General features: G+C 27.4%; 15 protein-coding genes and 1 tRNA gene. 8 read left to right on the top strand and 8 right to left on the bottom strand.

What is annotated here, in order from left to right:
• Positions 1–21: 21 nt before the first annotated feature.
• Both ubiB and ERUM_RS01420 read right to left on the bottom strand, forming a co-directional pair.
• Positions 22–1,464: a 2-polyprenylphenol 6-hydroxylase gene (ubiB, locus tag ERUM_RS01425; protein WP_011154944.1), complete on the bottom strand. Its 1,443-nt coding sequence runs from the start codon at positions 1,462–1,464 to the stop codon at positions 22–24.
• On the bottom strand, positions 1,457–2,185 hold the full coding sequence (locus ERUM_RS01420) for a metal ABC transporter ATP-binding protein (protein WP_011154943.1): 729 nt from the start codon (positions 2,183–2,185) through the stop codon (positions 1,457–1,459). Before ERUM_RS01420 ends, ubiB begins: the two co-directional genes overlap by 8 nt.
• Between ERUM_RS01420 and ERUM_RS01415 the strand changes: the two genes are divergently transcribed.
• The gene (locus ERUM_RS01415; protein WP_011154942.1) at positions 2,177–3,040 is read left to right on the top strand and encodes a zinc ABC transporter substrate-binding protein; all 864 of its coding nucleotides are present in this window, start codon (positions 2,177–2,179) and stop codon (positions 3,038–3,040) included. The two genes, ERUM_RS01420 and ERUM_RS01415, sit on opposite strands and share 9 nt — an antisense overlap.
• A 1,122-nt stretch (positions 3,041–4,162) precedes the next feature.
• Here ERUM_RS01415 and recR read toward each other — a convergent pair.
• The 3 genes from recR to ERUM_RS01400 form a co-directional block, all read right to left on the bottom strand.
• Positions 4,163–4,750 (bottom strand): recombination mediator RecR, encoded by a 588-nt coding sequence (gene recR / locus ERUM_RS01410; RefSeq protein WP_011154941.1) that lies wholly within the window; start codon positions 4,748–4,750, stop codon positions 4,163–4,165.
• 222 nt (positions 4,751–4,972) lie between these two features.
• The gene (tatA, locus tag ERUM_RS01405) at positions 4,973–5,143 is read right to left on the bottom strand and encodes a twin-arginine translocase TatA (protein ID WP_011154940.1); all 171 of its coding nucleotides are present in this window, start codon (positions 5,141–5,143) and stop codon (positions 4,973–4,975) included.
• Positions 5,144–5,177: 34 nt separating this feature from the next.
• A complete protein-coding gene (locus tag ERUM_RS01400) occupies positions 5,178–6,200 on the bottom strand; it encodes an ABC transporter ATP-binding protein (protein ID WP_011154939.1) in 1,023 nt (340 codons plus the stop codon).
• 443 nt (positions 6,201–6,643) lie between these two features.
• Here ERUM_RS01400 and ERUM_RS01395 point away from each other — a divergent pair, with 443 nt between their 5' ends.
• The 6 genes from ERUM_RS01395 to cpg1 (ERUM_RS01370) all read left to right on the top strand — a co-directional run bounded on the left by ERUM_RS01395 (position 6,644) and on the right by cpg1 (ERUM_RS01370) (position 17,485).
• The gene (locus ERUM_RS01395) at positions 6,644–7,171 is read left to right on the top strand and encodes a protein-disulfide reductase DsbD domain-containing protein (protein ID WP_011154938.1); all 528 of its coding nucleotides are present in this window, start codon (positions 6,644–6,646) and stop codon (positions 7,169–7,171) included.
• A gap of 1,047 nt (positions 7,172–8,218) precedes the next feature.
• Positions 8,219–8,884, top strand: a complete 666-nt coding sequence (locus ERUM_RS01390; RefSeq protein WP_044148622.1) for a glutathione S-transferase family protein — start codon at positions 8,219–8,221, stop codon at positions 8,882–8,884.
• Positions 8,885–9,291: 407 nt separating this feature from the next.
• Positions 9,292–10,050 (top strand): biotin--[acetyl-CoA-carboxylase] ligase, encoded by a 759-nt coding sequence (locus ERUM_RS01385; protein WP_011154936.1) that lies wholly within the window; start codon positions 9,292–9,294, stop codon positions 10,048–10,050.
• A 455-nt stretch (positions 10,051–10,505) separates the two neighbouring features.
• Entirely contained in the window at positions 10,506–12,929 is a 2,424-nt protein-coding gene (gene cpg1, locus ERUM_RS01380) for a Cpg1 family polymorphic protein (RefSeq protein ID WP_011154935.1), read from the top strand.
• A 578-nt stretch (positions 12,930–13,507) separates the two neighbouring features.
• Positions 13,508–14,425 (top strand): hypothetical protein, encoded by a 918-nt coding sequence (locus tag ERUM_RS01375; RefSeq protein ID WP_011154934.1) that lies wholly within the window; start codon positions 13,508–13,510, stop codon positions 14,423–14,425.
• A gap of 564 nt (positions 14,426–14,989) precedes the next feature.
• Positions 14,990–17,485: a Cpg1 family polymorphic protein gene (cpg1, locus tag ERUM_RS01370; protein WP_011154933.1), complete on the top strand. Its 2,496-nt coding sequence runs from the start codon at positions 14,990–14,992 to the stop codon at positions 17,483–17,485.
• 699 nt (positions 17,486–18,184) lie between these two features.
• Here cpg1 (ERUM_RS01370) and ERUM_RS01365 read toward each other — a convergent pair.
• From ERUM_RS01365 to ERUM_RS01355, 3 genes are all read right to left on the bottom strand, one after another.
• Positions 18,185–19,291 (bottom strand): hypothetical protein, encoded by a 1,107-nt coding sequence (locus ERUM_RS01365; protein ID WP_011154932.1) that lies wholly within the window; start codon positions 19,289–19,291, stop codon positions 18,185–18,187.
• Positions 19,292–20,579: 1,288 nt separating this feature from the next.
• On the bottom strand, positions 20,580–21,656 hold the full coding sequence (locus tag ERUM_RS01360) for a hypothetical protein (protein ID WP_011154931.1): 1,077 nt from the start codon (positions 21,654–21,656) through the stop codon (positions 20,580–20,582).
• 1,960 nt (positions 21,657–23,616) lie between these two features.
• Positions 23,617–23,689 (bottom strand) — tRNA-Gly (locus tag ERUM_RS01355).
• A 282-nt stretch (positions 23,690–23,971) separates the two neighbouring features.
• On the opposite strand from ERUM_RS01355, the gene purB reads away from it, so the two are divergent.
• Entirely contained in the window at positions 23,972–25,270 is a 1,299-nt protein-coding gene (gene purB, locus ERUM_RS01350; protein ID WP_011154930.1) for an adenylosuccinate lyase, read from the top strand.
• Positions 25,271–25,598 lie beyond the last annotated feature (328 nt).

The following is a 25,598-nucleotide window of genomic DNA, read 5'->3' as shown; positions in this document are numbered from 1 at the left end:
AGCAGGAACAAAACTCACTCTCTATCCAATAATTATTTTGATAACTAATACAATAACTATTATTGCCCACATTAGATCCCTACTGATGCTATACTTAGAATGATTAATTTCATCATAATTGTTAATGATATCTAAACTTCTATCAACTTTTTTCATAAAAGAAGTAACATCATACATAGTTTGATATAAACAAGATTTTCTCAATTTTTTAAGATATTTATTCTTATCAACAGCATATTTTTCCATCCATAACTCAGCCACCTTCCACATATTAATACTAGGAGATAATTGCCTACATACACCTTCTACTAATACTGTAGTTTTTTGTAATAAGAAAAGTTGTGGTTGTAACTTCATATCAAAATCAGCAGTAACTTTAAACAATTGACTTAATAATGCAGCAATAGAAATATTATCAGTATTTTTACCAACAATAGGTTCACCTATAGCACGACATGCTGTAATAAAACTACTATATTTAGCGTCAACATAACCTGCCCTATAATGAACATCAGCAACATATTGATAATCTCTCTTTATAAATCCTACTAGTATTTCTGTCACATACATACATGTAGCCTTATCTAACCTTCCAACAATACCAAAATCTATTATTACAATTTTGCCATTAGTATCCACCATAAGATTTCCTGGGTGCATATCTGCATGAAATAATCTATCTCTATAGACTTGATTACAAAAACAAAATATCAAATTTTTCACTAGAGCTTCATTATTTTCCAAATTATAAAAATTATATATAGGAATAGCATCTACCCACTCTAAAGTTAATACCCTTCTGGTAGTCCTATTCCAATCTACCTGAGGAATATAACAAGCTGAATCATCTTGCATATTACCCCTTAATTCATCAGCATTTGCTGCTTCAAAACGCAAATCTATTTCCATTTTACATATTTCATGAAACGTTTGAACAAGTTCCAATAACTGAAAACGCCGTAAGCTTTGAAAATGTTGTGCTATTTTTGCTATCCAAAACATCAATTTGATATTCTTTTCAAAGATTTGATCAATCTTCGGTCTCAAAATCTTTACAGCTCGTATATTTCCATCAATATCTTTCGCTTTATGCACTTGTGAGATTGAAGCAGCAGCAATTGGAACTTCATCAAATTCACAAAATATTTCACTTATTGCACACTTAAAATCTTCTTCTATCGTTCTAACAACATCAGAATAAGAAAAAGCAGGTAACTTATCACATAAAAACAAAAGATGATTTGCAATTTCTTCACCTATAATATCACCTCTAGAAGAAATAGATTGACCAAATTTAATAAAAATTGGACCTAACTTCTGTAAAGCCATTGTAATTTTCTCTCCTTTAGGTCTTTTTCTAACTGATCTTTTGGCTAATAGGTAAGTATAAGGTAATACATTATACCGTACTAAAACACTGAATATACCTAATATTGAAAAAATATGAGAAAACACATTAAGCATAAGATGAGAACATTTTTAAAAATTTTTCATTTTTTACAATTTCACTAGGAGATCCTTCACAATAGATACTCTTATTGATACATATCACACGATAAGAGTTAGCCATAACAAAATGCAAATCATGAGAGGTCATAATCACACTTAGATTATATCTCAATATCAGCTGATTAATTAACTTATAAAAACTATCTTTTGCATTAATATCCATACAACTCACAGGCTCATCTAAAATTATAATATCAGGATTAAGCATTAAACATCTAGCAAGTAACACTAATTGTAATTCCCCATGAGATATTTCTGACATTTGCCTATTCAAGATTTTTACAACATTCACATCTTTCAACACACTATTTAGATTTAATTTTTTTCTCTGTTTTGTATAACTAGATACTAAAAAATATTCAACAGTCATTGGAATAAGAGAGTTTACACTAAAATTCTGTGGCAAATATCCTATCACAAAATTTTTTGCATATTCCACTATTCCTAGATAATTTTTATATATTCCTACCAAAATACGAATCAACGTTGTTTTTCCTCCGCCATTTGGTCCTAAAATCGTAATAATTTCACCAAATTTAACTTGAAAACTGACATTATCAATAACTTTTTTCTTAGCATAAGCAAATGACAAATCTTTAACATTTATAATATAGTCATTGACGTATCTATCATGATGTGAAAAAATTTTATTTTTACCGAGTAAATTATGAAACATATAATCTTTCTTTTATTTCTTTACATATCACTATACCCTATTACAGGATATTCTGTACCAAAAATTATAGCAACTATAAACCCAATATATTCATTAGTTGACGCAGTAACAGAAGGTGTAACAAAACCAGTCTTATTAATCAATCAGCAAATTTCTATACATGATTATATGTTAAAACCCTCAGATAAAAGAAAAATAAGAAGTAGTAATGTAATTTTTTATGTAGATGATCATCTAGAAACTTTTATAAACAAAATAAAAGATAAAACTCTAATTAAGTTATCTGATGTAGTAGCATTACTACCATCAAGATATGACTCTCATTTCTCATACAAAGTTCACACAACATCAAATGATTTACACATATGGTTAAGTCCAGACAATGCAAAAAAAATAGTAGAACACATAAAGTTAGTACTATGTAAAATAGATCCAGAGAACGCAGAAGTATATGATAAAAATGCTCGTTTAACAATAATACGAATAACAGAACTAGCAGAGAAAATTAAGCAATTACTTAATACTGTTAAAACAAAACCTTATGTTGTTACCCACGATGCATATCAATATTTTGAAAAGTATTTTGGACTTAATTTTATAACATCACTTTCTTCAAGTCATAATACAAATATTAGTGTTAAAAAGTTAACACATATACAAAAAGTTATCACTAAAAACAATATATCATGTATTTTTTCTGAGTCTCAAAATGATAAAATTAGAAATTTATTTTCTCAACATAAAGTAACATTTCAAATACTGGATCCTATAGGGAATATTGCACAAAAAGAATCGTACTTTGACATTATGCAAAACATTGCTAATAATTTTTTCAGTTGTCTATCAACTACATAAACTAGACTTTGAAAATTAAATAAATCATAATATTTTACCAATGATAATGTAGTCGTAATGCTGAATGTATCATCAGTATTAATAATCAATACTGTATATTTTAATCATACTATATAATATCAGTATATAGTGTGAATATTTAGTATATACTGTGATATTATAGATTCTAATACTACATAGATTTCTACATCTAAGTCCAGCTTCATGAGTATTACAAATAATTGATACGTAGATTTATTTTTAAATTAGATAGATATTATACTTATTTAAAATCTAATTATATATTTTTACCATATAACTGAGTTTTTATGTATTCTAAGACTACATAAATTTTATATCTAAACATAACTTCAATAGTCTTACAAATAATTTATATTGGTATCAATATATAGTTGGGAATATTCTACAATCATTCATTTTTAAATTATAGACTATTATGTTTACTTAAAATCTAACTATATATTTTTATACCATATAACTGAGTTTTTATGTATTCTAAGACTACATAATTTTACATCTAAACACAACTTCAATAGTCTTACAAATAATTTATATTGGTATCAATATATAGTTGGGAATATTCTACAATCATTCATTTTTAAATTATATACTATTATGTTTACTTAAAATCTAATTATATATCTCTACCATTAATTGAGTTTTTACATATATCTAAGTCTTTTACATGTAAACATGAGTTAATACCATACAATATATAATCAATATTGATTATATATTAAATACAAATTAGTAACCTTCTCGTAATTACCTTTCTTTAATAAACAATACAGTTATATGTGCTTAATATAGGATTCATTATAAATGTTTCTCTTCTTATAATTAAAATCATATCGTTTTTATAGATCATTATTACACGATGCTCATACTAATAAATATAATACTCCTAATTTTCATATACATACATTTGCTAGAATAAAACATAGTGATTACATTAACAATAAGAAGCTAAGTGCTTATGAAACTATATCTAAAAATTTCTTGATAAAATTAAAAATGAATTAGAATCTTAACTTAAATAAGCACACCAAGAAATTTTATAATTTTTTAATTCTAAAACAATTAAAATAACAATTGAACAACTTACAACACAATCTATCATCACTAAGAAATAACATACCTAGAAGATAATGCAGCACTTAATGTACCTTCATCTAAATAATCTATTTCTCCACCCATAGGAATACCACATGCTAACCTAGTAACTTTAACTCCTAATTTTTTTATCATTTGTGTTATATAATGTGTAGTAACTTGCCCATCCATAGTATTACTAATACCTATTATCACTTCCTGAACCCCAGAGTTTTGTATCCTTGCAATAATATTATTAAAGTTCAATTGATCTGGACCTATTCCATAAATAGCAGATAAAGTACCTCCTAGAACATGATATACCCCTTGATATATTTTACCCTTTTCAAATGCCCATAAATCTCCTAATTCTTCAACTATACATAATAATTTCTGATCACGCTTAACATCAGAACAAATACTACATGGAGACTTTACATCTATATTAAAACATATAGAACACTCCTTGGTTTTAAGCGCCAACTCTTGAATACTTGATGCTAAAGGTAACATTATTTCTTCTCTATTACGAAGTAAATAAAGTACTATCCTCCTAGAAGAAGATGACCCTAAATTTGGTAATTTTGCAAACATATTAATTAATTTATTAATATCCATGCTATTTCCCCTGAATAACTAGTAAAATTAATAAATACATGAACTACTTACAAGATTATTTAACATAAGCCTACAAAAAATACACAATATTTTAAAACTTACACATAAGTTTCTACAGTACATTATTAATAAGAAGTAAAAAATTATACTTAAACCTGAGCAACACAAAATTAACATGATAAATACATTATGGAATTAGACATATTAAAATAGTATACAGAGCTAAAGATTTGACTCATCTTCCGTTGATGCCAATTTATTATCTTTTAACTCTTGTTTTAAGTTACGAATACCTTTTCCTAAATCACTCATCACATCTGGTAATTTACCTGCTCCAAATAGAACTAAAATTATCACCAAAATTAAAAAAATTTGCCAAGGACCTAATGCCATAATAAAACCCCGTATAAGTTATAAAATAATAAAACTATATCTTAAATAATAAAATTTTATTTAAGTCAAGCAAGATAAATATCGTATCACCAATTTGTGGTAACATTACATTATTAAACCTCATCCAATATGAATGCCCTTCTACACATACAGATATCATATTATTAAAAAATTTTATATGTTCTACTATACCTTTAATTCCACGATTAGGATCAGAAATAATAGCTTCAGGTCTTATACATACCACTACTTCTTCACCATCATTAAAAGATTGTGCTGGTATCTTTCCTATCGGTAATGTTATATAAGAATTTCGTACTATACCTACAAAATGATTTACCTCACCAAAAAAGCGAGCAAGCATGTGATCCTTTGGGTTATAATAAATCTCATGCGGTGTACCATGCTGCACTACATGTCCATCACGCATAACATATATCACATCTGAAACTTCTAACGCTTCCTCAGGATCATGAGTAACAAGCAATACAGTAATTCCCTTAGATTTTAACAGAGATAATACATTTCTCCTGATATTAAGTCTCAACACTGTATCAAGATTAGAAAATGGTTCATCCAATAATATAATAGCAGGTTTCTGAGCAATTGCTCTAGCAATAGTAACCAATTGTTGCTGCCCACCAGACAACATATCAGGGTACATATCTTTATAAGCTCCCATATTGACAGACTGTAATATATCTAATGCAACCTGAAATTTTTGCATTTTAGGCGGTTCTTTAATAGCAAACATAACATTTTCAATAACTGTCTGATGTGGAAATAGTGAAGGATGCTGAAATATTAATCCAACATTTCGTTTTTCTGTTGGAACATAAAAGTCATTATTAACGATAACTTTATCATTAATATATATAGAACCTTGGCTGAGATTTTCTAACCCAGCAATAAGCTTTAATACAGTAGATTTACCACATCCAGAAGGGCCAAGAAGACAGATTACTTCTCCTTTTTTACAAATTATATTAACATCACTTAATAAAAATTGACCTTTTTTATATTTATAAGAAACATTTTCCAACTGTAAACCTATCATTATAACAGACCTTTAGGAAATCAATATATACAAAAAAGGTGTGTATAATCCACGTAAAGCATGAATAAATTTTACAAGATATATCAGAGATACATAAAGTACACCAATTCATATGTTAACCTTTTTTTAGTTTTCTTGCAAGTAACACAACAATATCAAGCTCTTTTTCTTTAAATTCCAATACAATAAAACATTACTTAATTTATCAGAAACGGTTTCACATATTCTTAATAAACATTACATTTCAACTTATCCTATTAACATACTAATATACTTCATTTTCTTTTCAAAAAGAGCAACTCATAATACCAAGATTAATATAAGAAGAATATAAAAACCTTAACTAGGTATATAGAACTCTATTAATAAAAACCACAATAGATTCGATCTTGAAGAACATAATAATATGAGTTATCATAACAGCATGTAATCTTAGGGAGATCATGTTGAGACTTAGTTTTATATTTATAGTGTTAATCACATTACTTACATACCAGAATGGGTATTCTGCAAAATCCCCTGATCCTGTGAACATAAAACTAATAGTAGGATCAATGGATATGAAAAATAGAACTATCAACATAGGAGTTGAATTTAGAATTCAGGATGGATGGCATATTTATTATAAATCACCAGGAGATCTTGGATTGCCAACAGTATTTCAATGGCAAGAGAACATTTTTAAAGATGTACAAATACACTGGCCACAACCTATACAACATACAGATACAACAAGTAACAACATCTTCCATAGCAATGTTTACAAAGACATTGTAATGTTCCCTATTTCATTTGCTCTCAAACATGACAACCTAAACACTAAAGAACTAAGTATTAGTTTACGTATCAAATACGCAGTATGCAAGGATGTATGTATTCCCCAAGAAAAAGTTATTATATTAAATCGTTTTTTACAGGATTACGTTAATCAAGAAAATTTAGGATTAATAAATTTTTGGAAAAAAAAATAACACTCTAAAGAGTAATAAGACTAATTACACACAATACGTTTAGTAAAACAACAACATAACTACAACACTATTTATCAAAGCAAATATATATTTCTTAAAAAATATCAATTTTTTAAGAACATATTTATAAAATACCAACAATACCAATATGCTAGTAGAGTTCATATTATAATAACAACTCTATCCGTATTATCTATATTGAAAGAAGTATACATATTCGCTAAAAATATTATCCTATCACTTATAGAGATTACAAAAACCAGTACTACTAACACACCAGTAAAGGCATTACAGATTATATATGTCTACAATATATGACTATCACTATAACATATTATACTGAAACAAAAATTTACTTACCTCAAATAATACTTGTATATTTCACTTAAGTTATATTAGGAATGACCTTTCAATCAATATGTACATATTGAACACTTTACTTCAAAATTAACTTATCAGCCTAAAGTAAATCATCTTAAATTACTAAATACTTAGAAGCATTATTTAATTTCAAGTTATACAAAACTATTTTTATATTATTTAATAGTGTAATCATTACACTAAAAAACATTCACATTTTTCACGAGTTAATAATACCGTTATCGGTATATTTATATAGTATAATACGTTAGTAAAGCTATAATAATGATATTTTGACTAATTTTTATATAATGCATACACATGATTCACTATACCAAAAAATTAATCTACAAATTCATAGTAAATCACTTTATAATTAATATACACTTATAAAATATTATCAAAATAACCATAAAACACACAAAACATGGTCATATGTTTATAAAAAGTGTTGTTCAAAAGATACCAATTTTATTTAATATAACATAAACATACTAAACAACTATATACATATATTATATCTCAATTCACGTTACATTAAAATGTAGAATCTTACCTAAAAGCATCATTATAAACCAAATCCACAGTATATATACAAAATCTTAGAAATATTGAAAAATATTACTATTGCATAGGATTGCAAAGTTTGTTATACACATAAACTACTTTGTATGCACCAAATTCACTATGGATACATTATATCATTTTCCACTTTGTCCATTTTCCAGGAAGGTGCGTATCTTCCTTAAAGAAAAAAAGTTCAATTTTCACCAAATAGAAGAGAATCCTTGGAAAAAGCGTGAGGATTTTATTAAAATTAACCCCGTTTGCCAAGTACCTGTATTAATTAGTGGACAATATGTCATTGCAGATAGTCAAGCAATTTGTGAATACATTGAAGAGTTATACGATAGTATACCTATGCTAAGCAGTTCATTATATATCAGAGCTATAGTAAGGAAATTAATATTTTGGATCGATTATAAGTTTTATAATGAAGTTACAAGATATATAATAAATGAAAAAATATCAAAACTTTATATAAAAAATGCAAGTCCAGATTCTAGATTTATCCAAGCAGCAAGACAAAATTTATTGCCTCATATTAGATACATAGAAAAATTATTAAAAACTACCAGTTGGGTTGCCTGTAACGAATTTACACTAGCAGATATTACTTTAGCAGCACATATTTCAGTATTAGATTATGTAAACATTTTACCATGGCATTTACTACCTACATTAAAAGAATGGTATTCTTTAGTAAAATCTAGGCCATCATTTAGCGAAATATTAAATGATAAAGTTACTGGAATAACACCTCCAGTACACTACCAACTATTAGATTTTTAAAACGTAATATAAAAAAATATGTGTACAGCATATTATAAACTGGGTAATAAAAATGATATTCTTTAGTAAAATCTAGACCATCACTTAGCGAAATATTAAATGATAAAGTTACTGGAATAACACCTCCAGTACACTACCAACTATTAGATTTTTAAAACGTAATATAAAAAAATATGTGTACAGCATATTATAAACTGGGTAATAAAAATGATATTCTTTAGTAAAATCTAGACCATCACTTAGCGAAATATTAAATGACAAAGTTACTGAGATAACACCTCCAGTACACTACCAACTATTAGATTTTTAAAACGTAATATAAAAAAATATGTGTACAGCATATTATAAACTGGGTAATAAAAAATTATTCATTTAATATATGAAGACTCTCACTATTAGTACATCATATGAAAACAATGCAACAACACATAAAGCTACCTAGTGGATATTCCTTAGAACATCATGAAGTGTTATACAGCACAAATTATGAAGCAATAAAACTTGCACAATGTGGTGGTAATGATGGAACAATTATCATATCTGATAAACAAATAAAAGGAAAAGGTAGAAACAATCGTACATGGTATTCTCCACAAGGAAATCTATATTTTAGTATTATAATAAGAGAGCTATCAGAAGTATTTCATTTACCATTTATCTCTGCATTATCTGTTGGTACAACACTTGAACAAATACTCAATAAAGAAAACAATACGAATGCAAAAGTACAATATAAATGGCCTAATGATATATTAGTGAATAGCAAAAAAATATCAGGAATATTATTAGAAAGTAATATAGAGCATAACAAATCTCAAGAATGGGTAGTAATTGGAATTGGAGTAAACATATACCATGCTCCAGAATATGCTACAACTATACAGAATAATATACCAAATATTAGTCTATCAAATTTGGAATTATTAGAAAAAATAATCTATAATTTTGATAAATTGCGAAAAGATTACTTAAACAATGGTTTTTCAAATATACGCAATTTATGGCTTAAGAATACATACCATAATTTTAACGACCAAATCACCATCCAAAGTTGTAATAACATTTATGTAGGAAATTTTGTAACATTAGACTTGAATGGTAGTCTTGTTATAGAACAAGATGGACAAGCTGTACATATTACTTCAGGCGAAATATTTAATATTTAAATAGCATAACACATCTCACAATCATTATAAAAACATATTAAACAGCCTACTATTATACTTTGAAAATTTGAAACCATGATATATATGATTTACCAAGTAACAACTACAAATAAAAATCCCACATAATGTCACTGATTACACACATACAAAACATAAAGTCACATATGTGGTATAATAAACTTTAATTGTTTGATAATGATTTATATTAATACACCTATCTATATGTAATAATTATACATAACAAAACTACTGTCTTATAAAAACTACTATATATCAAAAAGTTATACTCAAACAAAATAACACAAATTTTTTATTGACTCGATCAAGTTTTAAAGCAACAATGACGAAGTTACCTAAAATTCTGTTAATTGTTTTTTTACATAATTTTTTTCCTACTACCATTTGCTTTATAAGCATGATAGCTAGCTCTTTTATCTATTTATTATGGGGGCAGTATGCGCAAAATTAAATTAACTAACACTCAAACAACTCTTCTTGGATCTATCAATTTATTAATAGCAACTCATACACCTAAACCTCGTCCTTTTTTACGCAATTGTTTGAGTTATATATCACACAAACTAGATACTAAGATCTTTGGTAAACAAAATACTGTACATGAAGCATCTACAATTGTAACTGAAGAAGTACGAAATCATATTATTATGAGTTCGGTCTCACTTGAGGATTATAGTGCAGTAATTGATTCAATTGATCAGGAAGTTAAAAACAAAATTGGCGGTAAATCTTTTCTTATTAACCTATGTTTACAATTAGAAAAGAACATTAGTGCTGAAACTAAGGAGAACTATAGAAGAGCTACAGAAGCTTTCGGTGATACAGAAGAGATATTTTCTTACTTAACCGCCACCAACAGCTTTAACCCAGGAATTTTAGGGAATTATACAGACTTTATACACGGTTATATAAATCAAAGTAATAGTAAGGTAATATATCAAGAAGCAAAAAAAGTACTCTCAATCACATGTCTACTCACTCCTCAAAGCATCTTGTTAAGAGGGTTAGCACGTGCCGTTATAAATATAGTTAATTACAACAGTCGCACGGTAAATAGTCTAGAAAGTGAACAATTTACCGAATTCTGTACTGCTATCTCCCTAAATACAACTGCATCTACAAGGCCACTTAGAGAAGACACAATAAGAAATATTTTAAAACAATTTGCAGGTGACCATCCAATAATTAACTGGCTTCTTAATACATCTAACCATTTTAATACTAAGTACAGTGATTCAGTTTTATATGCATCAATGGTAGCTGCATTTGCAATTTTTATAACACGTATTCACGCTGACTATGCTGTTGAAAAAGCACGAAATGATATAAAAGGAGCACTCAACAATACACAAAATATAACTATCTGTCAAAATCGTACTATGTATGAGAGATTTATTAATTCAGGTAATAGTACTTTTAATACTGATAATAATAACATTACTGTTTATGCTCCAGATCACGTATCTCAATATTTTCCTGAAAATGAGGGATGGTTTAATGGTATGGTTGAATGGATACCATGTGCTCTACGCATGACTCTATTACTTTTTGTATTACCAAGAGCTTTTCTATCACCAATAAGAAAAAATTACATATTACAACATTATAAGTCAATAGAACTTACACCACAACAAAAGCTTGCACATAGAAGTTTAGTACTGTCAATGGCATGGCGTTGGGCTTGTGTCGCTAGTATGCAACCTGGTAAAATAGTCACTAGTACATTAAATGATCAATTTTTTAAATGGTCTGTCTTAAGGTTTATTGTACCAGCAACATTTATTGAAGAAGCTATTAAAATTGAAACTGTTGCAAATTCCCATTATAAATTAAGCTACCGTAATACCAGTTCCCCAAGATTTCATACACCTATCAGTACAATATATTCTTGTTGTGCAATATCGTTAGCATTAGAATATATAAGCATATCTATCAGCTCAGCATCCTTACCTGCATCACAAGCTCTTACCATTGTTACAAAATTGATCAGGCCAGGAGCATTAATTCTTCCATTAGTGTTGAATCGTAATAGAGTACAATTTTCTCCTGCCATCAAAACAGTAGCATTGGCTAGTATGGTAAGACTTGGAGCAACAGGCGCATTATTACCAATTTTTGATTTCGCACGTGGTCAGCTACACTGGGAAAGCCTAACTAGTGCACTCTTACAAGCAGCAAGTGTATATTCTGATAGAAAAATTGGTGCTGTTATGAACACATTAAATACTGTAGAAGTACACTTAGCAATTATTAATCCTATGGTTATAGCAGCTACACAAAATCATGGATCTATTATGCTTTTATTACCTGTTATTGAGCAAGGACAGAACAGGGAGAAATATGAGAAATCTATTGCAGAAGCCGCAGCATTACTAGAAGCACAAGTTGACTTGATAATAAAACAACAGCAACGCAGAAATAGTGCATCTATTGTAGAAATTACAGACGAGGAAGCAGAACAAATAATACGTGAACAAAAAGCAACACAGCAAACAAGACAACAAAGTAGATCAGATTTAAATGCATCATCAGGAGAAGTTAGTATAGAATTTATACAAGAAGAAGGTAATCATCAGTGTAAGGTAGTAAAATTTACAGACAAATGCAAGCATAAACCCAAAAAACACAGAAAACACAAAGATTTACCACCAAGTAACAGTAATGAAAATGTTGCATTATTATCATTGACTCAATATTCAAGCAGTAGTTGTCTTAAAAAAGACGATATAAGTACTACTAATACGACACAAGCGACAGTAAGTACTGCACAAGATAGAACTCCAAGCTCAAATGTATTTGCTCCTACAGTATATCAAAACCCATGTATTACAGCACTAACATTACGTAGACACAGTATTTAGTATTTTTTAAAGATGTGTATTGATATTATACTAATAGTATCTCATATAGCCACTATATTATGATTTGTATATAGCATATGCAGTAAACATTCTTTATTAAGAGTTATGTAAAAATTAATTTATTTTAATATATCTCTTTAAATAATACTCTCGTTTATATGTTATTTAATACAAGTTAGAAAATATCATATGAAATACTATTAGTATACTAATAATCACATTATTACATATCCTACCTGTTACATAAGAATTGCAAACCTACGTGGATTGATTTAGTATTATAATTATAAAATGTTTTTCTTGTAATTGGATAGACGTGTTCTTGTAAACACACAATATACATTTTTATTATGAATTACACTAGAATTAAATAATAAAAGCAATAACTTCTTAAATATATATTTCACTACATTAGTGACGATAATCCAGATTTTCTACAGTAAATTGTATAAATACAAAAATTTTCGTTGATTAGGTCAATTTTTTAATATAGGATTTGTACTGGTTATGCAGGTTTTATTAAGGAATTATTAATATAGTCATTATAATGACTTCCTTAGTAAGGTTGGGCATGTTAGATGCTTTTTACAGGAGGGCAACGTGCTATGGATAGAGTAGGATTAAACGAAAGACAACAAGCTTTTTTCGATTATATGAGGTTATTGGTTGCACGTCATAATTCCAAACATTTGTCACCCATTTGTCATCCTATGCGTTATCTTCATGATAAGTTTAATGCACTACTTTTTAATAAACAAAATGATCACCATAAAGCATGTCTTCTTCTAACTCAAAATATACATGACTATATAATTAAGTGTTCAATTTCATATAATGATTTAATTAAAGTATCAAATGCTTTCAATAATTTGAACAATGAGACGTGTTTTCTAAATATGATACATTCTAAGTTACTTTCCTCAATTGTTGATCAAAATCAAGGTAATTTAGTAATAGGTGGAGAATTTAATATATATGGTTATCAGTTCAATCCACGTATACTAAATAATTATTTAATATATGTGTCAAAATATGTGAACATGAGTAACGCTAAAGTACTTCAGGATGAAGCAATGATAATTCTTAATGCTGTATTTCCTCTTACTCCACAAAATGTGTTACTGAGGGGAATAGCACGTGCAGTAATCATTATAACTGGTAATGAATGTAATTCTTCATTAGGTGATGATCCAGGTAAACAACTTAAAATAGAGTACAGTGCTGCTGTCAGTCTAATTACTGCTTCTTTGACAACAAGTTATAGAAGTAGTATTTTATCAGAACTACAAGAAGATTTTGCTGAAGAAAACAGTAGTTCTACTACAGGAACAATTACAAGTATTATCTATAACACAGCATCAGCGCTAAGTAATAATATACAGCTGCTTGGTTCTTTCATTTTACAAAATAGAGCTCCAAGTTCAAATGTATCTGCTTCTACAACACATCAAGGTTTACCTACTACACCAACGCAACAACGTAGACATAGTATTTAGTATTTTTTTAAAGATGTGTATTGATATATTAATTAGTATTTTATAGTAATTATATTATAATCTGCATAATAGTATATACAGTAAATATTCTTTATTAAATTATGTACAAACTAATTGATTAAATATATCTCTTTAAGTAATATACCTGCTTATATTGTTTTTAATACAAGTTAGGAAATATTATATGATACACTATTACATATTATATTGCTCTTAACCTGCTACATTAGGAAGCACAAATCTACATGGATTGATCTTAGTTTTATAACTACAAAACATTTTTCTTGTAATTGGATAAACGTGTTCTTGTAAACACGTGATACACATTTTTTAATTACGAATTACATAAGATAGATAATAAAAATAATAACTTTTTAACATATATATTTCACTACATTAGTGAGTTATAATCCAAATTTTCTACAGCAAATTGTGTGAATACAAAAATTTTCGTTGACTAAGTCAATTTTTTAATATAGAAGCTGTACTGGTTATGCAGGTTTTATTAAGGAATTATTAATATAGTCATTATAATGACTTCCTTAGTAAGGTTGGGCATGTTAGATGCTTTTTACAGGAGGGCAACATGCTATGAATAAAGTAAAATTAAACACCAGACAAAAGCAACTTCTTGATTATATTAAGTCATTAATTGCAAGTTATAGACCACAACGTTTTTCATTTTTTCATCATCCTATACTTTATCTCTCTGATAAGTTTTCTAGAAGATTTCTTAATAAACAAGGTAATGACAGTGAAGCATCTCTTCTTGTAACTGAAGAGGTACGTTCTTATATAATTGAGAATTCATTATCACTTGACGATTTAGTTATAGTATCAGATCAAATTGAGTGTAACAACAATAAGACGTCTTTTCTGTATAAGATATTTTTAAACTTAGTGTCCTTAATTGCTCATCAAAATCAAAGTAATCAAGCACTAAGTCAAGAACATATATTTCATCCTGAAGATAGTACATTCTCAGGTATACCAAATAATCATACATTCAATCCACAACTACTAGAGGATTATACACTATTTGTGCAAAGATATTTGAACAATAGTAATACCCGTGTACTTTGCAATGAAGCACTTAAAACTATTTATACTACATCTCTTCTTACTCCTCAAAATGTATTACTCAGAGGGTTAGCACTTGCAATACTTAGTATAGCTAATAATAATGGATATGATTTTCCATTAACTGAAAATGCAGCTGAACAACTTAAAACAGAGTACTGTACTGCTGTCAGTCTAATTCTTACTGCTTTGACAACAAATCATAGAGATAATACTTTATCAACACTACGAGAGGATTTTGCTAGAGAGCATCCAAATATAAACAGGTTTATTAATTTCGCAGGTATTGTTAACGCAAATGTCTTAGCTCTTTCATTTGGATACGTAATGGGTATCTTATGTGGTTTTGTAACACGTACTCATTCAGAATATGCTGTTGACAGATCACGAAATGATGTAAAGGCTTTTACTGGCTCTAATTTTACTATCAAACACAATCGTACTCTCTACCAACAATACATTACACAATACCGTAACAATGCTACTACTTTCGCACAACTACATACTAATAGTTCATCTAATAATGGGACTAATGTAACTGTTGTTTTTGCTCCTGAACATTCATCTGAATATTTTCCAGAATACGCAGGAATCATGAATGGCATACCTGCAGTGTTAACAACTATAGTCTCTGCTACCCAGTTATTTTGTGCACTGCCAGCTACTATGTGTGGAGAAATGAGAAATCGATACATACTAGATAGATTATCACAGAATAGCCTTACATTAGGAGGAAGACATGAGGATCTTCATCTAATGGGATCAATGATATTTCGCTGGGTTGGTAATGTTGCTGTACAACCTTCAGATCTAATTACTCATGATATAAAAGATACAGCCCTTAAATTCAGTATTTTTAGGTTCTTTTTACCATCTTCATTCATTGAGGAACCAGCAAAGCTTCAGTCAGTTGCAAATGCTCTTGCACGTAGTAGTTATCGTTCAAGAAAGAAAGTACTTCTACGTCCTCCTTATATGTACACTAGTTTTGCAATAACATTAGTACTAGAATACGTTGGTGCATCTCTTAACAAAACACTGCTTGTTGCTGGGATAAAAGCTTTAAGGCCACTTTCACTACTTATGGCATTATGCTATAATAGGGGTAGAGTATTATATTCTCGTTCCATGGAAAGATACACATGTGCTTCTTTAACAAGGCTCACATCTTCACTTGTAGTGTTACCAATGTTTGACTTATTAGGTGATAAACTACGTTACTTAAGTTTAGCAACTGGAATAGATGTCGTACTAAGCGTGTATGCTGATATAGTATGTGGTCAAGTAATGGATAGTATCAGTACTGTACAACTTAATATAGCTACAATTCAAGATCTAATAGACGATAGTATACAACAGAATAGAAGCCATATTTTTATTATGCCACTAGCCGAAAGAGGACATTTAAGGCATATGTCTCAACTAACAGTTGAAGAAATGATGGCATTACTTAATGAAGAAGTACGTGTTATGGAAGAAGAAGTATCTAGCTCCCCCTCTATTAGAGAAGTTACAGATGAAGAAGCAGAACAAATAATACGTGAACAAAACGCATGTAGATCAAGAAGACAACAGAGGTCAGACTTAAATGCACCAGAGCAACCAGAAGGAGCTACAGGAAGTTGTTGCCCATCAATAGAACTATGTTTTACTAAATCACAATCCACTAAAAAATCAAGTAGCCGTACTACTAAATCAAAAAGTAAAAAATCATCCACCCGTAATACTCCAGAATTATTACAATTACGTTACGGTAGTTATGTCTTTTCTAGTCATAATAATGAAGAAAGATCTTTAGAAGACCATCACAATATTCCTATATCATCAGAAACTACAGAAGGTACCCCTTTATCAAGTGTAGTAGTAGAATCAAGACAAGAAGGACAAACTATCCCTAGACAACTAAGTAGTGTAGATCTTAGTAGTATAATCTGTAATCAAGCTACCAGTTCCGCAAGAGATAGACCAAGAACCACATAATATTTTATACTAACAGACCGTGATGATTAATAGTCATCAAAGAATTGATAGTATTGTTCTCGTTTTTTTATTATCATGCTATATAAAAATATCTACTTTGGATTTTTTATATAGCAATTCACTATGTAAACCAATAATAACAAATATTATTCTGTTATATCAGTTTCATAAATATGATGTTATACTGGATAGTTCAGTATTTTTATTACCTAACCATATATGAAACCTTTCAACAAAACCTGAAGAATATAACAAACACATAATTTGATTCTACTATTACACCTGATAAAGGGGTATCTTCTGTAGCTTCTGATGACATAGGAATGCGAGGGTCTGCTTCTAAAGATTTTTCTTCATCATGAGTAGGAAAGACATGACTACCGTAACGTAATTGTAATAATTCGACAAGAATTATATATATGTCACTGCTGTAAAAAATAACTTAATTCTTCTATTATATGCTTTTCAAACTGTTTATTATCATCCATATATTTCAAAAACTGTAAACCTAAATATAATTAGAGAAAAATATTGTTAACTTTATACTAACTAGGATATCTTATCCTACTATTTTAAAGTTTACTTGATTTTTTAAGAAAAATATCAATATATAAAAATATATTATTAATGACTTATTGTTTATCTATACAATTTTAATGATTTACGTAATAAATATTAATAGTATATAACTTTAGTTATTTAACCATAATAGCACTTTTCTATAAAAGACGGCATACTACCTGAATTATATCCAACAATAATATCTATTCTAACAGCCCCTATCATTGGTTCATCAAGTAGAGTTCTAATCCCATTGATAAATTTATTTAATTCTTTTTCTTTTTTCGATAATACTTTACAATTTCTACAGATACTACACCGTTTACTTCTACGCATTTCTAGACTATCTACTAAATCTCCCATAATACTACGAAATTGATCTTCAATGCCTCTTAAATCTTGAAGAATATCATCAGCACATTTTACAAACATATGAGATCTATCCATATATCTTTTACCATACCTATCACATACATCTTCCCAAAATTCAAATTGCTCATAATAATATCCACACTGCCCTATAATAGCATTTCTTTGTAAATTCAACCTCATGACAAAGGCATTACCCATTAATTCTGATAATTCTTGAAAATCATTACATATATCATTAAACCTTGATAACATTTCTTCAATTTTACCAAGTACATTTTTTACCATCGATATCCTCAATTTTATCAATTGTAATGGCATACGTGTATCCAATTCCAATGTACTAAATATCAATTTTTTAAATATCCTAAGAAATTTCGTACAGATACGTACACATATCACAAAAAGTAATGAAAATATTCCTGTACACAATAGCTCATCCTCTAATTCTCCATTTGCTACAAAATCCTTAAAAGACAAACCACGTTTTTTCAACACAATAGCATGCATAATATATCCAATAAGAAGGTATGCACTTGAGAAAATGACTGCTCCAATAAATAAATTAAGTAATGGAATAAGTGTATTAATTTTTAGTTTACTAAATACTGTTTGCCAAAATTTAGCAGTACAATTAAAAACTACAAAGAAAAAAACAATATTAGAAATAAAAACATGTACAGTAACCGCAACAATACTGATTACCTTACTTTTTGCATTACGATTAGCATAAAGATACTTAACATAACTACTAGCAACATAAAATTTATCATGCTTATTACGAATAATAGTAGATAAAACAATTACTGAAGGAATTAAAATTAATTTCTTATATAATAAAAATTTATCCCTAACACAGTCATTGACAATAGCCACTATATCCTCCAAATTAGCTAACTACGTAATCATAAACAAGTACTTAAATTAAACATTCTATATATTAAAATATTAACATAATAGTTAACTATTAATCAAGACTTATTTATCATGTACATACTACTATTTATTACTTATCTTATAAAGGATATATACTTATTTAATATATAAATAAATCATACGAGAATTCACATAAGTACCTACTTAAACATAACACTCATGCAAGCCATACTGTAATTAATTATCATAACTAAATTTCTATCATTAAAGTTCCTACTACTTGTATATTAATAACAGTAAAATACACAACACATTACTTATTAGTACTGGACTTAATTTCATATATAAATACAATTTTATAACGTAAACTACTTAATTAACTAATATCATTACTACAAAATTATTAACTATGTAAGCCACTACATTTACAGTATACAAAATAATATATACCTCAAGAAATATAACTATTCGTTACGTAAAGTAAATTAGATATATAACACTTACAAACTTATCATTCACAACATACAATTAATATTGCATGATACTTTTTAATTAAAATAATACATTGTTAGTTGTGTAAGTACTTAACCTACATCTAAAAAAAATCAGACTTATCTAATATTCAAAATATCATAAAATTACAATACAGTTTTTATTGATTTAATATATATATATTAATAATAGATTTCTTAATTAAATCTCATTGATAATACAATTTATATAAATTACCTATTACACTAGAAAAACAATTTTATATCTAATTTATTTACATAGTTTTCATATATTATAAATAATAATCTATATTGATAACTCATCCTTGTATTTTATTAAAATAATACTATAAAGTAATTTTCACTTTATATATTCAAAATAATACATTCTATCAGAATATGTATAATTCATAATAATATATAATTTTTCTATAAAATAGTACTACAACAATTAATATGAACTACAAAACAGCATATTCACAACACAGATACTATCATATAACTAAATAATTCTTACTTATTCTACATATAGTTATTTCCTTATAGAATCAAAGTCCCATTATTATACACTGTTATCATCTACACTATTTATAACCAAAAAACTATTTTATAAATGTATTAACTTACACATTAAAAACGTATCATATACACTAAAAACACTATCAAATACTAATTAACCGATAAGGAAATTCATGTTCTACCCATTTACTCATCATTTAACAGTAAAATATCCTATAACTATCACTAGTATAAAAAACCTTTGCAGCGCTATTAGAGAAAACAGATCTTTTGAATACCTAGGAAATTGACTGACAAACATACTTATCACTGCTACTTTTTACCTGTTTTACTCTTGGTTCATATATACATTCCTGTACTTTGTATCCTAAATCACAAGTTATATACTGAATATCCAGTAATATTTTCTGTAACGTAAGATTATCAGGTAAAGCCTCCATCATATTTTTTATACAAATACACAAAGAAGAAAATTCATTATTCCGAATATCATATTCAATCTGATTAAGCATGTAATAAAGTTCCTCACCTACGTATAGATCAGGATTTCTTTGACATACATCAACTAAATAAGAAAATTTTTCACACCTACTGTTTAACTGTTCTTGAATGTGTTTTACATCATCTATACAACTCTCAAAATAAGATCTCACACTAAGTGGTAGTGAATCTTTATCAGCACAGAACTTTGTTAATAAAACAATGTTATTATACAAGGACGTACATACATACCTCAAATATAACATTGTGTGACATGATCGTTCTAAATATACTGAATTTTTTACTTTACTCGTATTAAATATGAATTTACTAACAAAATCACATAATAATTTATAAATACGCAGCGATATTGCCGATAAACATATAAAAAAATCTGTACATAATAACTTATCTTCCAATTCTCCTGTAGAAGCAAAATCAGAAATAGGTTTACCTTCTGCTTTTAAAACAATAGCGTGTACAATACAGCCTAAAATAACAGAAATAGATGACAAAAGTACTGAAGTAAGGAAAGCATCAAGCACAATATTTGTATTATTTTTAATAAATACTCCTAAAATCTTAGAATGAATCAATAGATAAATCATCATGAAAAACAGAGTATTAGAAATAAAAATATGTATATTAGTTTTTATAGCACAAATAATTTGATCTTTCTTACTACGTTTTTTAAAAACATAATCCACATAATCTATCGCAAAAGAGTATATACCATAAGACATATCAAGTAGTATATTCTGTCTTCTCTGAAATAACCACAAACTACTATTTACCTTATTAGCTTCAGGAAATAATCCAATATAAGATTTATATGGTATCAATTTTTTTCTAACATACTCATTAATAATCAACATAAAAATGTGTCACAATACCAGCTATTAATAAATAATTTAACATATTAATATATATAAATCAATGTCTATATAGAAACTTAATAAATCTAAATATAATCTCTTCTTGAACTTACTATTTTTAATTAACTGACAATAGTTAAAAAACTTTAATAATAATATTATTAGTTGATCATTTCATAATAAATACTCTTGTGTTATGATTCATGATAATCTTATGTTCTAGATATCAGAACTTATTGACAAATACTTTTAACAAACATTATTTTACTAATATTTTGGTTAGACATTATATAATATCCCAAATCATGTATAATAGTTTTTTAAAACTGACTCATAAATAGAAATATTAAACTACTTAAAAATATAACTAAGTTTTATAAAAATACTTAACATAACCAATATGAAATAACTCAAATTACTATTCAAATATAAATGTAGTATCTTGATAGGTTATATTAATACGCACCAGTATTATAGTACTATAACTAAAGATGACAAAGTAAGTTGGTACACTTTAGGACATATAACACTGCTTTATAGTATTACATACTCATGATCATTACTAATCAATATAAGTCATAACATTATTACCCGTAGTAGAATTTGCTATATTTCATTTATAATAATTCTGATCTTATTTAACATATAATACTTATTTTAAAAACTTTTACATATTTCTTTAAAAATTAATATTAACAGTATTTACAACCTTATTGAACACCTCTTAATAGCAATTACTAAGAAGAAACACTACCTAATTTTATAATTTAAGAGTAAGTATTTAATGCATTGCCAATAAAATCTAATATTATTTACTAAATCATATAATGCTAGCTCACATATTGCAGTAAAAACCTAAATCTTTTATAATTTCTATAAGAGTAAGATAATAGGACACAGAAGAATCACATAAACTGTATACAGCATACATATTTATGTACCCTGTTTTTACGTTTACATACAATAAAAACTCTACACAACTGACAATACTAAACTAATTTATTACTGATTCCAATATTAGAACAACTAATAATATTATAATTGTACATTGATAGATTTGTATTCACATACTGAATACCACATAATGATTCTGCTTACATATCTTTATAGTTTGCTCGATCATCATGCTCTATATTACTTAAGCGTACTATTCCTTTTTAATATTACTAAAAAATTCTTTACACCTATGTAATACTAATGCAACATACAAAAAATCTACCTTCTACAAACATTGTAGTACAAAAACATCAAATATTTAATACAAAAGTACTTTCCAACTTATAATGTATAATGACCCTATTAAATAAATATAATCTTGAAATAATCATCACACTAATAAATCAAGAGATTGGACTAAATGTATTATTATATTTTTTATAAAACATCGTTTTTTTTAAATACAGAACTACAACTAAATATTATGTAGAAAATAATATATTAGAGATCAAAAATGAATATTAGATAAAAAAATGCAACAATCTTCTGTTTTTTACCATAACAATAAAAATACTGAAAGAAAAAATAATATTCAGACATTAACTTATAGCATGATTTATTAAAAATAAAAAAATAAGACAATGTTAAAGAAATACCAGTTAATGTTTTATATATAAAAAACTCATATCTAATATAGCACTAACAAATAACATATATAATTCTCTTCTTAATTTTATGAAAAAATATATTTACAAATAGTTTATTACTATTAATTACTACAATAGTAAGTACTGATACTATATTAATTTTCTTTTAAAAAAATTAAAGATTAACTTTCTAAGCATTACCAATATTTTACATTTATGAGAAAACACGATTATTACTAAGTTTTACATCTATTTAAAAGCACTATATCTCTAAAAAGTATAATTAATTTTACAATATAAATACTATATAAATAAAGACATACAAACAAAATAATAAAAATACTACTAGTAAAACTTACGAAAATTCAAAGCAACTGAGCGGGAAAAGGGGTTCGAACCCTCGACCTCTACCTTGGCAAGGTAGCGCTCTACCAACTGAGCCATTCCCGCTTAATACTAGAGCTGTACTTGAGGCTAGATTGTAAAACAATAACTATCTTAGTGCAAGAAATTTATATCATCCTCTTACGTGCTCATTATAAAAAATAAATCTATTGCAAAGTATACAAAAATTATAAACACTCTTAATGTTTGTAGGCTTAAAATGTATAAGATGTACAAATTTACTCAGCAATTATAATAATGCTTTACACATAACATGTTATATATATTTTTACACAAGCAATAATATTTTAACGTTCGCAAAATAATTAAAAATATTGGAGATAAATAATGATCAAACGCTATAGCAGACCTGAAATGTCAGCAATCTGGGAAGAAAACAATAAATTTAAAATATGGATGGATATAGAATATTATGCATGTGAAGCACAAGTAAAACTCGGTATTATTCCAAGTTATATACTTGAGAATTTAAAAAATAAAATTGAAAACTTTGATATAGACCGAATTAATGAGATTGAATCTGTAGTAAAACATGATGTAATAGCATTTCTAACATATATAGCAGAATCAACCAATTCAGACATCAGATATCTACACTATGGAATGACAAGTTCTGACGTATTAGATACATGCCTCTCTATTCAACTAAAACAATCTTGTGACCTACTACTACGTAACATAGAAGTTATACTAAATATTCTAAGGGAAAAATCCATAGAAACAAAATACATGCTATGTATGGGAAGAAGTCATGGCATACATGCAGAACCAATCACATTTGGCTTAAAATTTGCAAGATTTTATGCAGAGTTTAAACGCAACTACAACAGATTAAAAATCGCAAAAGACGAAATATCAGTATGTAAAATTTCAGGAGCTATGGGTAACTTTGCTAATATTGATCCATTTGTTGAAGAATATGTAGCAAATTCCTTAGGTTTAAAATCCGAGTCCATATCTTCACAAGTCATACCAAGAGATCGACATGCAATATTTTTTTCAACATTAGGAGTAATTGCATCCTCTATAGAAAACCTAGCAATAGAAATTCGTCACCTACAAAGAACTGAACTAATGGAAGCAATAGAATATTTTTCATCAGGGCAAAAAGGTAGCTCAGCAATGCCTCATAAAAAAAATCCTATATTTAGTGAAAATTTGACAGGACTTTCTAGAATAATACGCAGTTATGTAATCCCTGCACTAGAAAACGTTGCACTATGGCATGAAAGAGACATATCTCACTCTTCTGTTGAACGATGTATTGCACCAGATGCTTGTATTACTATGGATTTTGCATTAGTTAGGTTGGCAAATTTACTTCAAAATATAATTTTATCTCCAGACAATATGAAGAAAAATATAGATCTATCTAAAGGCTTAGTATTTTCTCAAAGAATACTATTAGAACTAGTGAAACATGGACTAACAAGAGAAAAAGCATATGAAATTATTCAAAGTAGAGCATTGCAAGTATGGGATAACAACAGTAACTTTTTAGATGAACTAAAAAATGATCCTCAAGTAGCAAAATATATAGACAATAAAGAATTAGAATCACTATTTAATTTTAATTACTATACCAAACATATAGACAAAATATTCGAGAAAGTATTCAATGAATAAATCTTATAATATACATACCACGAGATAACAATATTTATTATATTTATATAATAAAACTAATTTTTACATTATTTGAACTTGTATTTTTGTACGATAATAATTAAAAATAAACATAAGATTATTTAACTAAGTATCGGAAAATATCAGTTATTTATTAATAAACTTATTAAATAACATTAAGTATAGATTAACTAAAATTATAAAAAATATAACTTATATTAAAATTATTAAATAATTACTATTGACTATTTACTATTTTTTAATTACAATACTAGTATTATTAACTGATTATGTTAATAAATATGGCCTTGTCTTACTATCAATGCAT

It is taken from the genome of Ehrlichia ruminantium str. Welgevonden, assembly GCF_000026005.1.
Taxonomy (GTDB): Bacteria; Pseudomonadota; Alphaproteobacteria; order Rickettsiales; family Anaplasmataceae; genus Ehrlichia; species Ehrlichia ruminantium.
The sequence above is the reverse complement of the archived record's forward strand: the minus strand, read 5'-3'. Positions and strand labels throughout refer to the sequence as shown.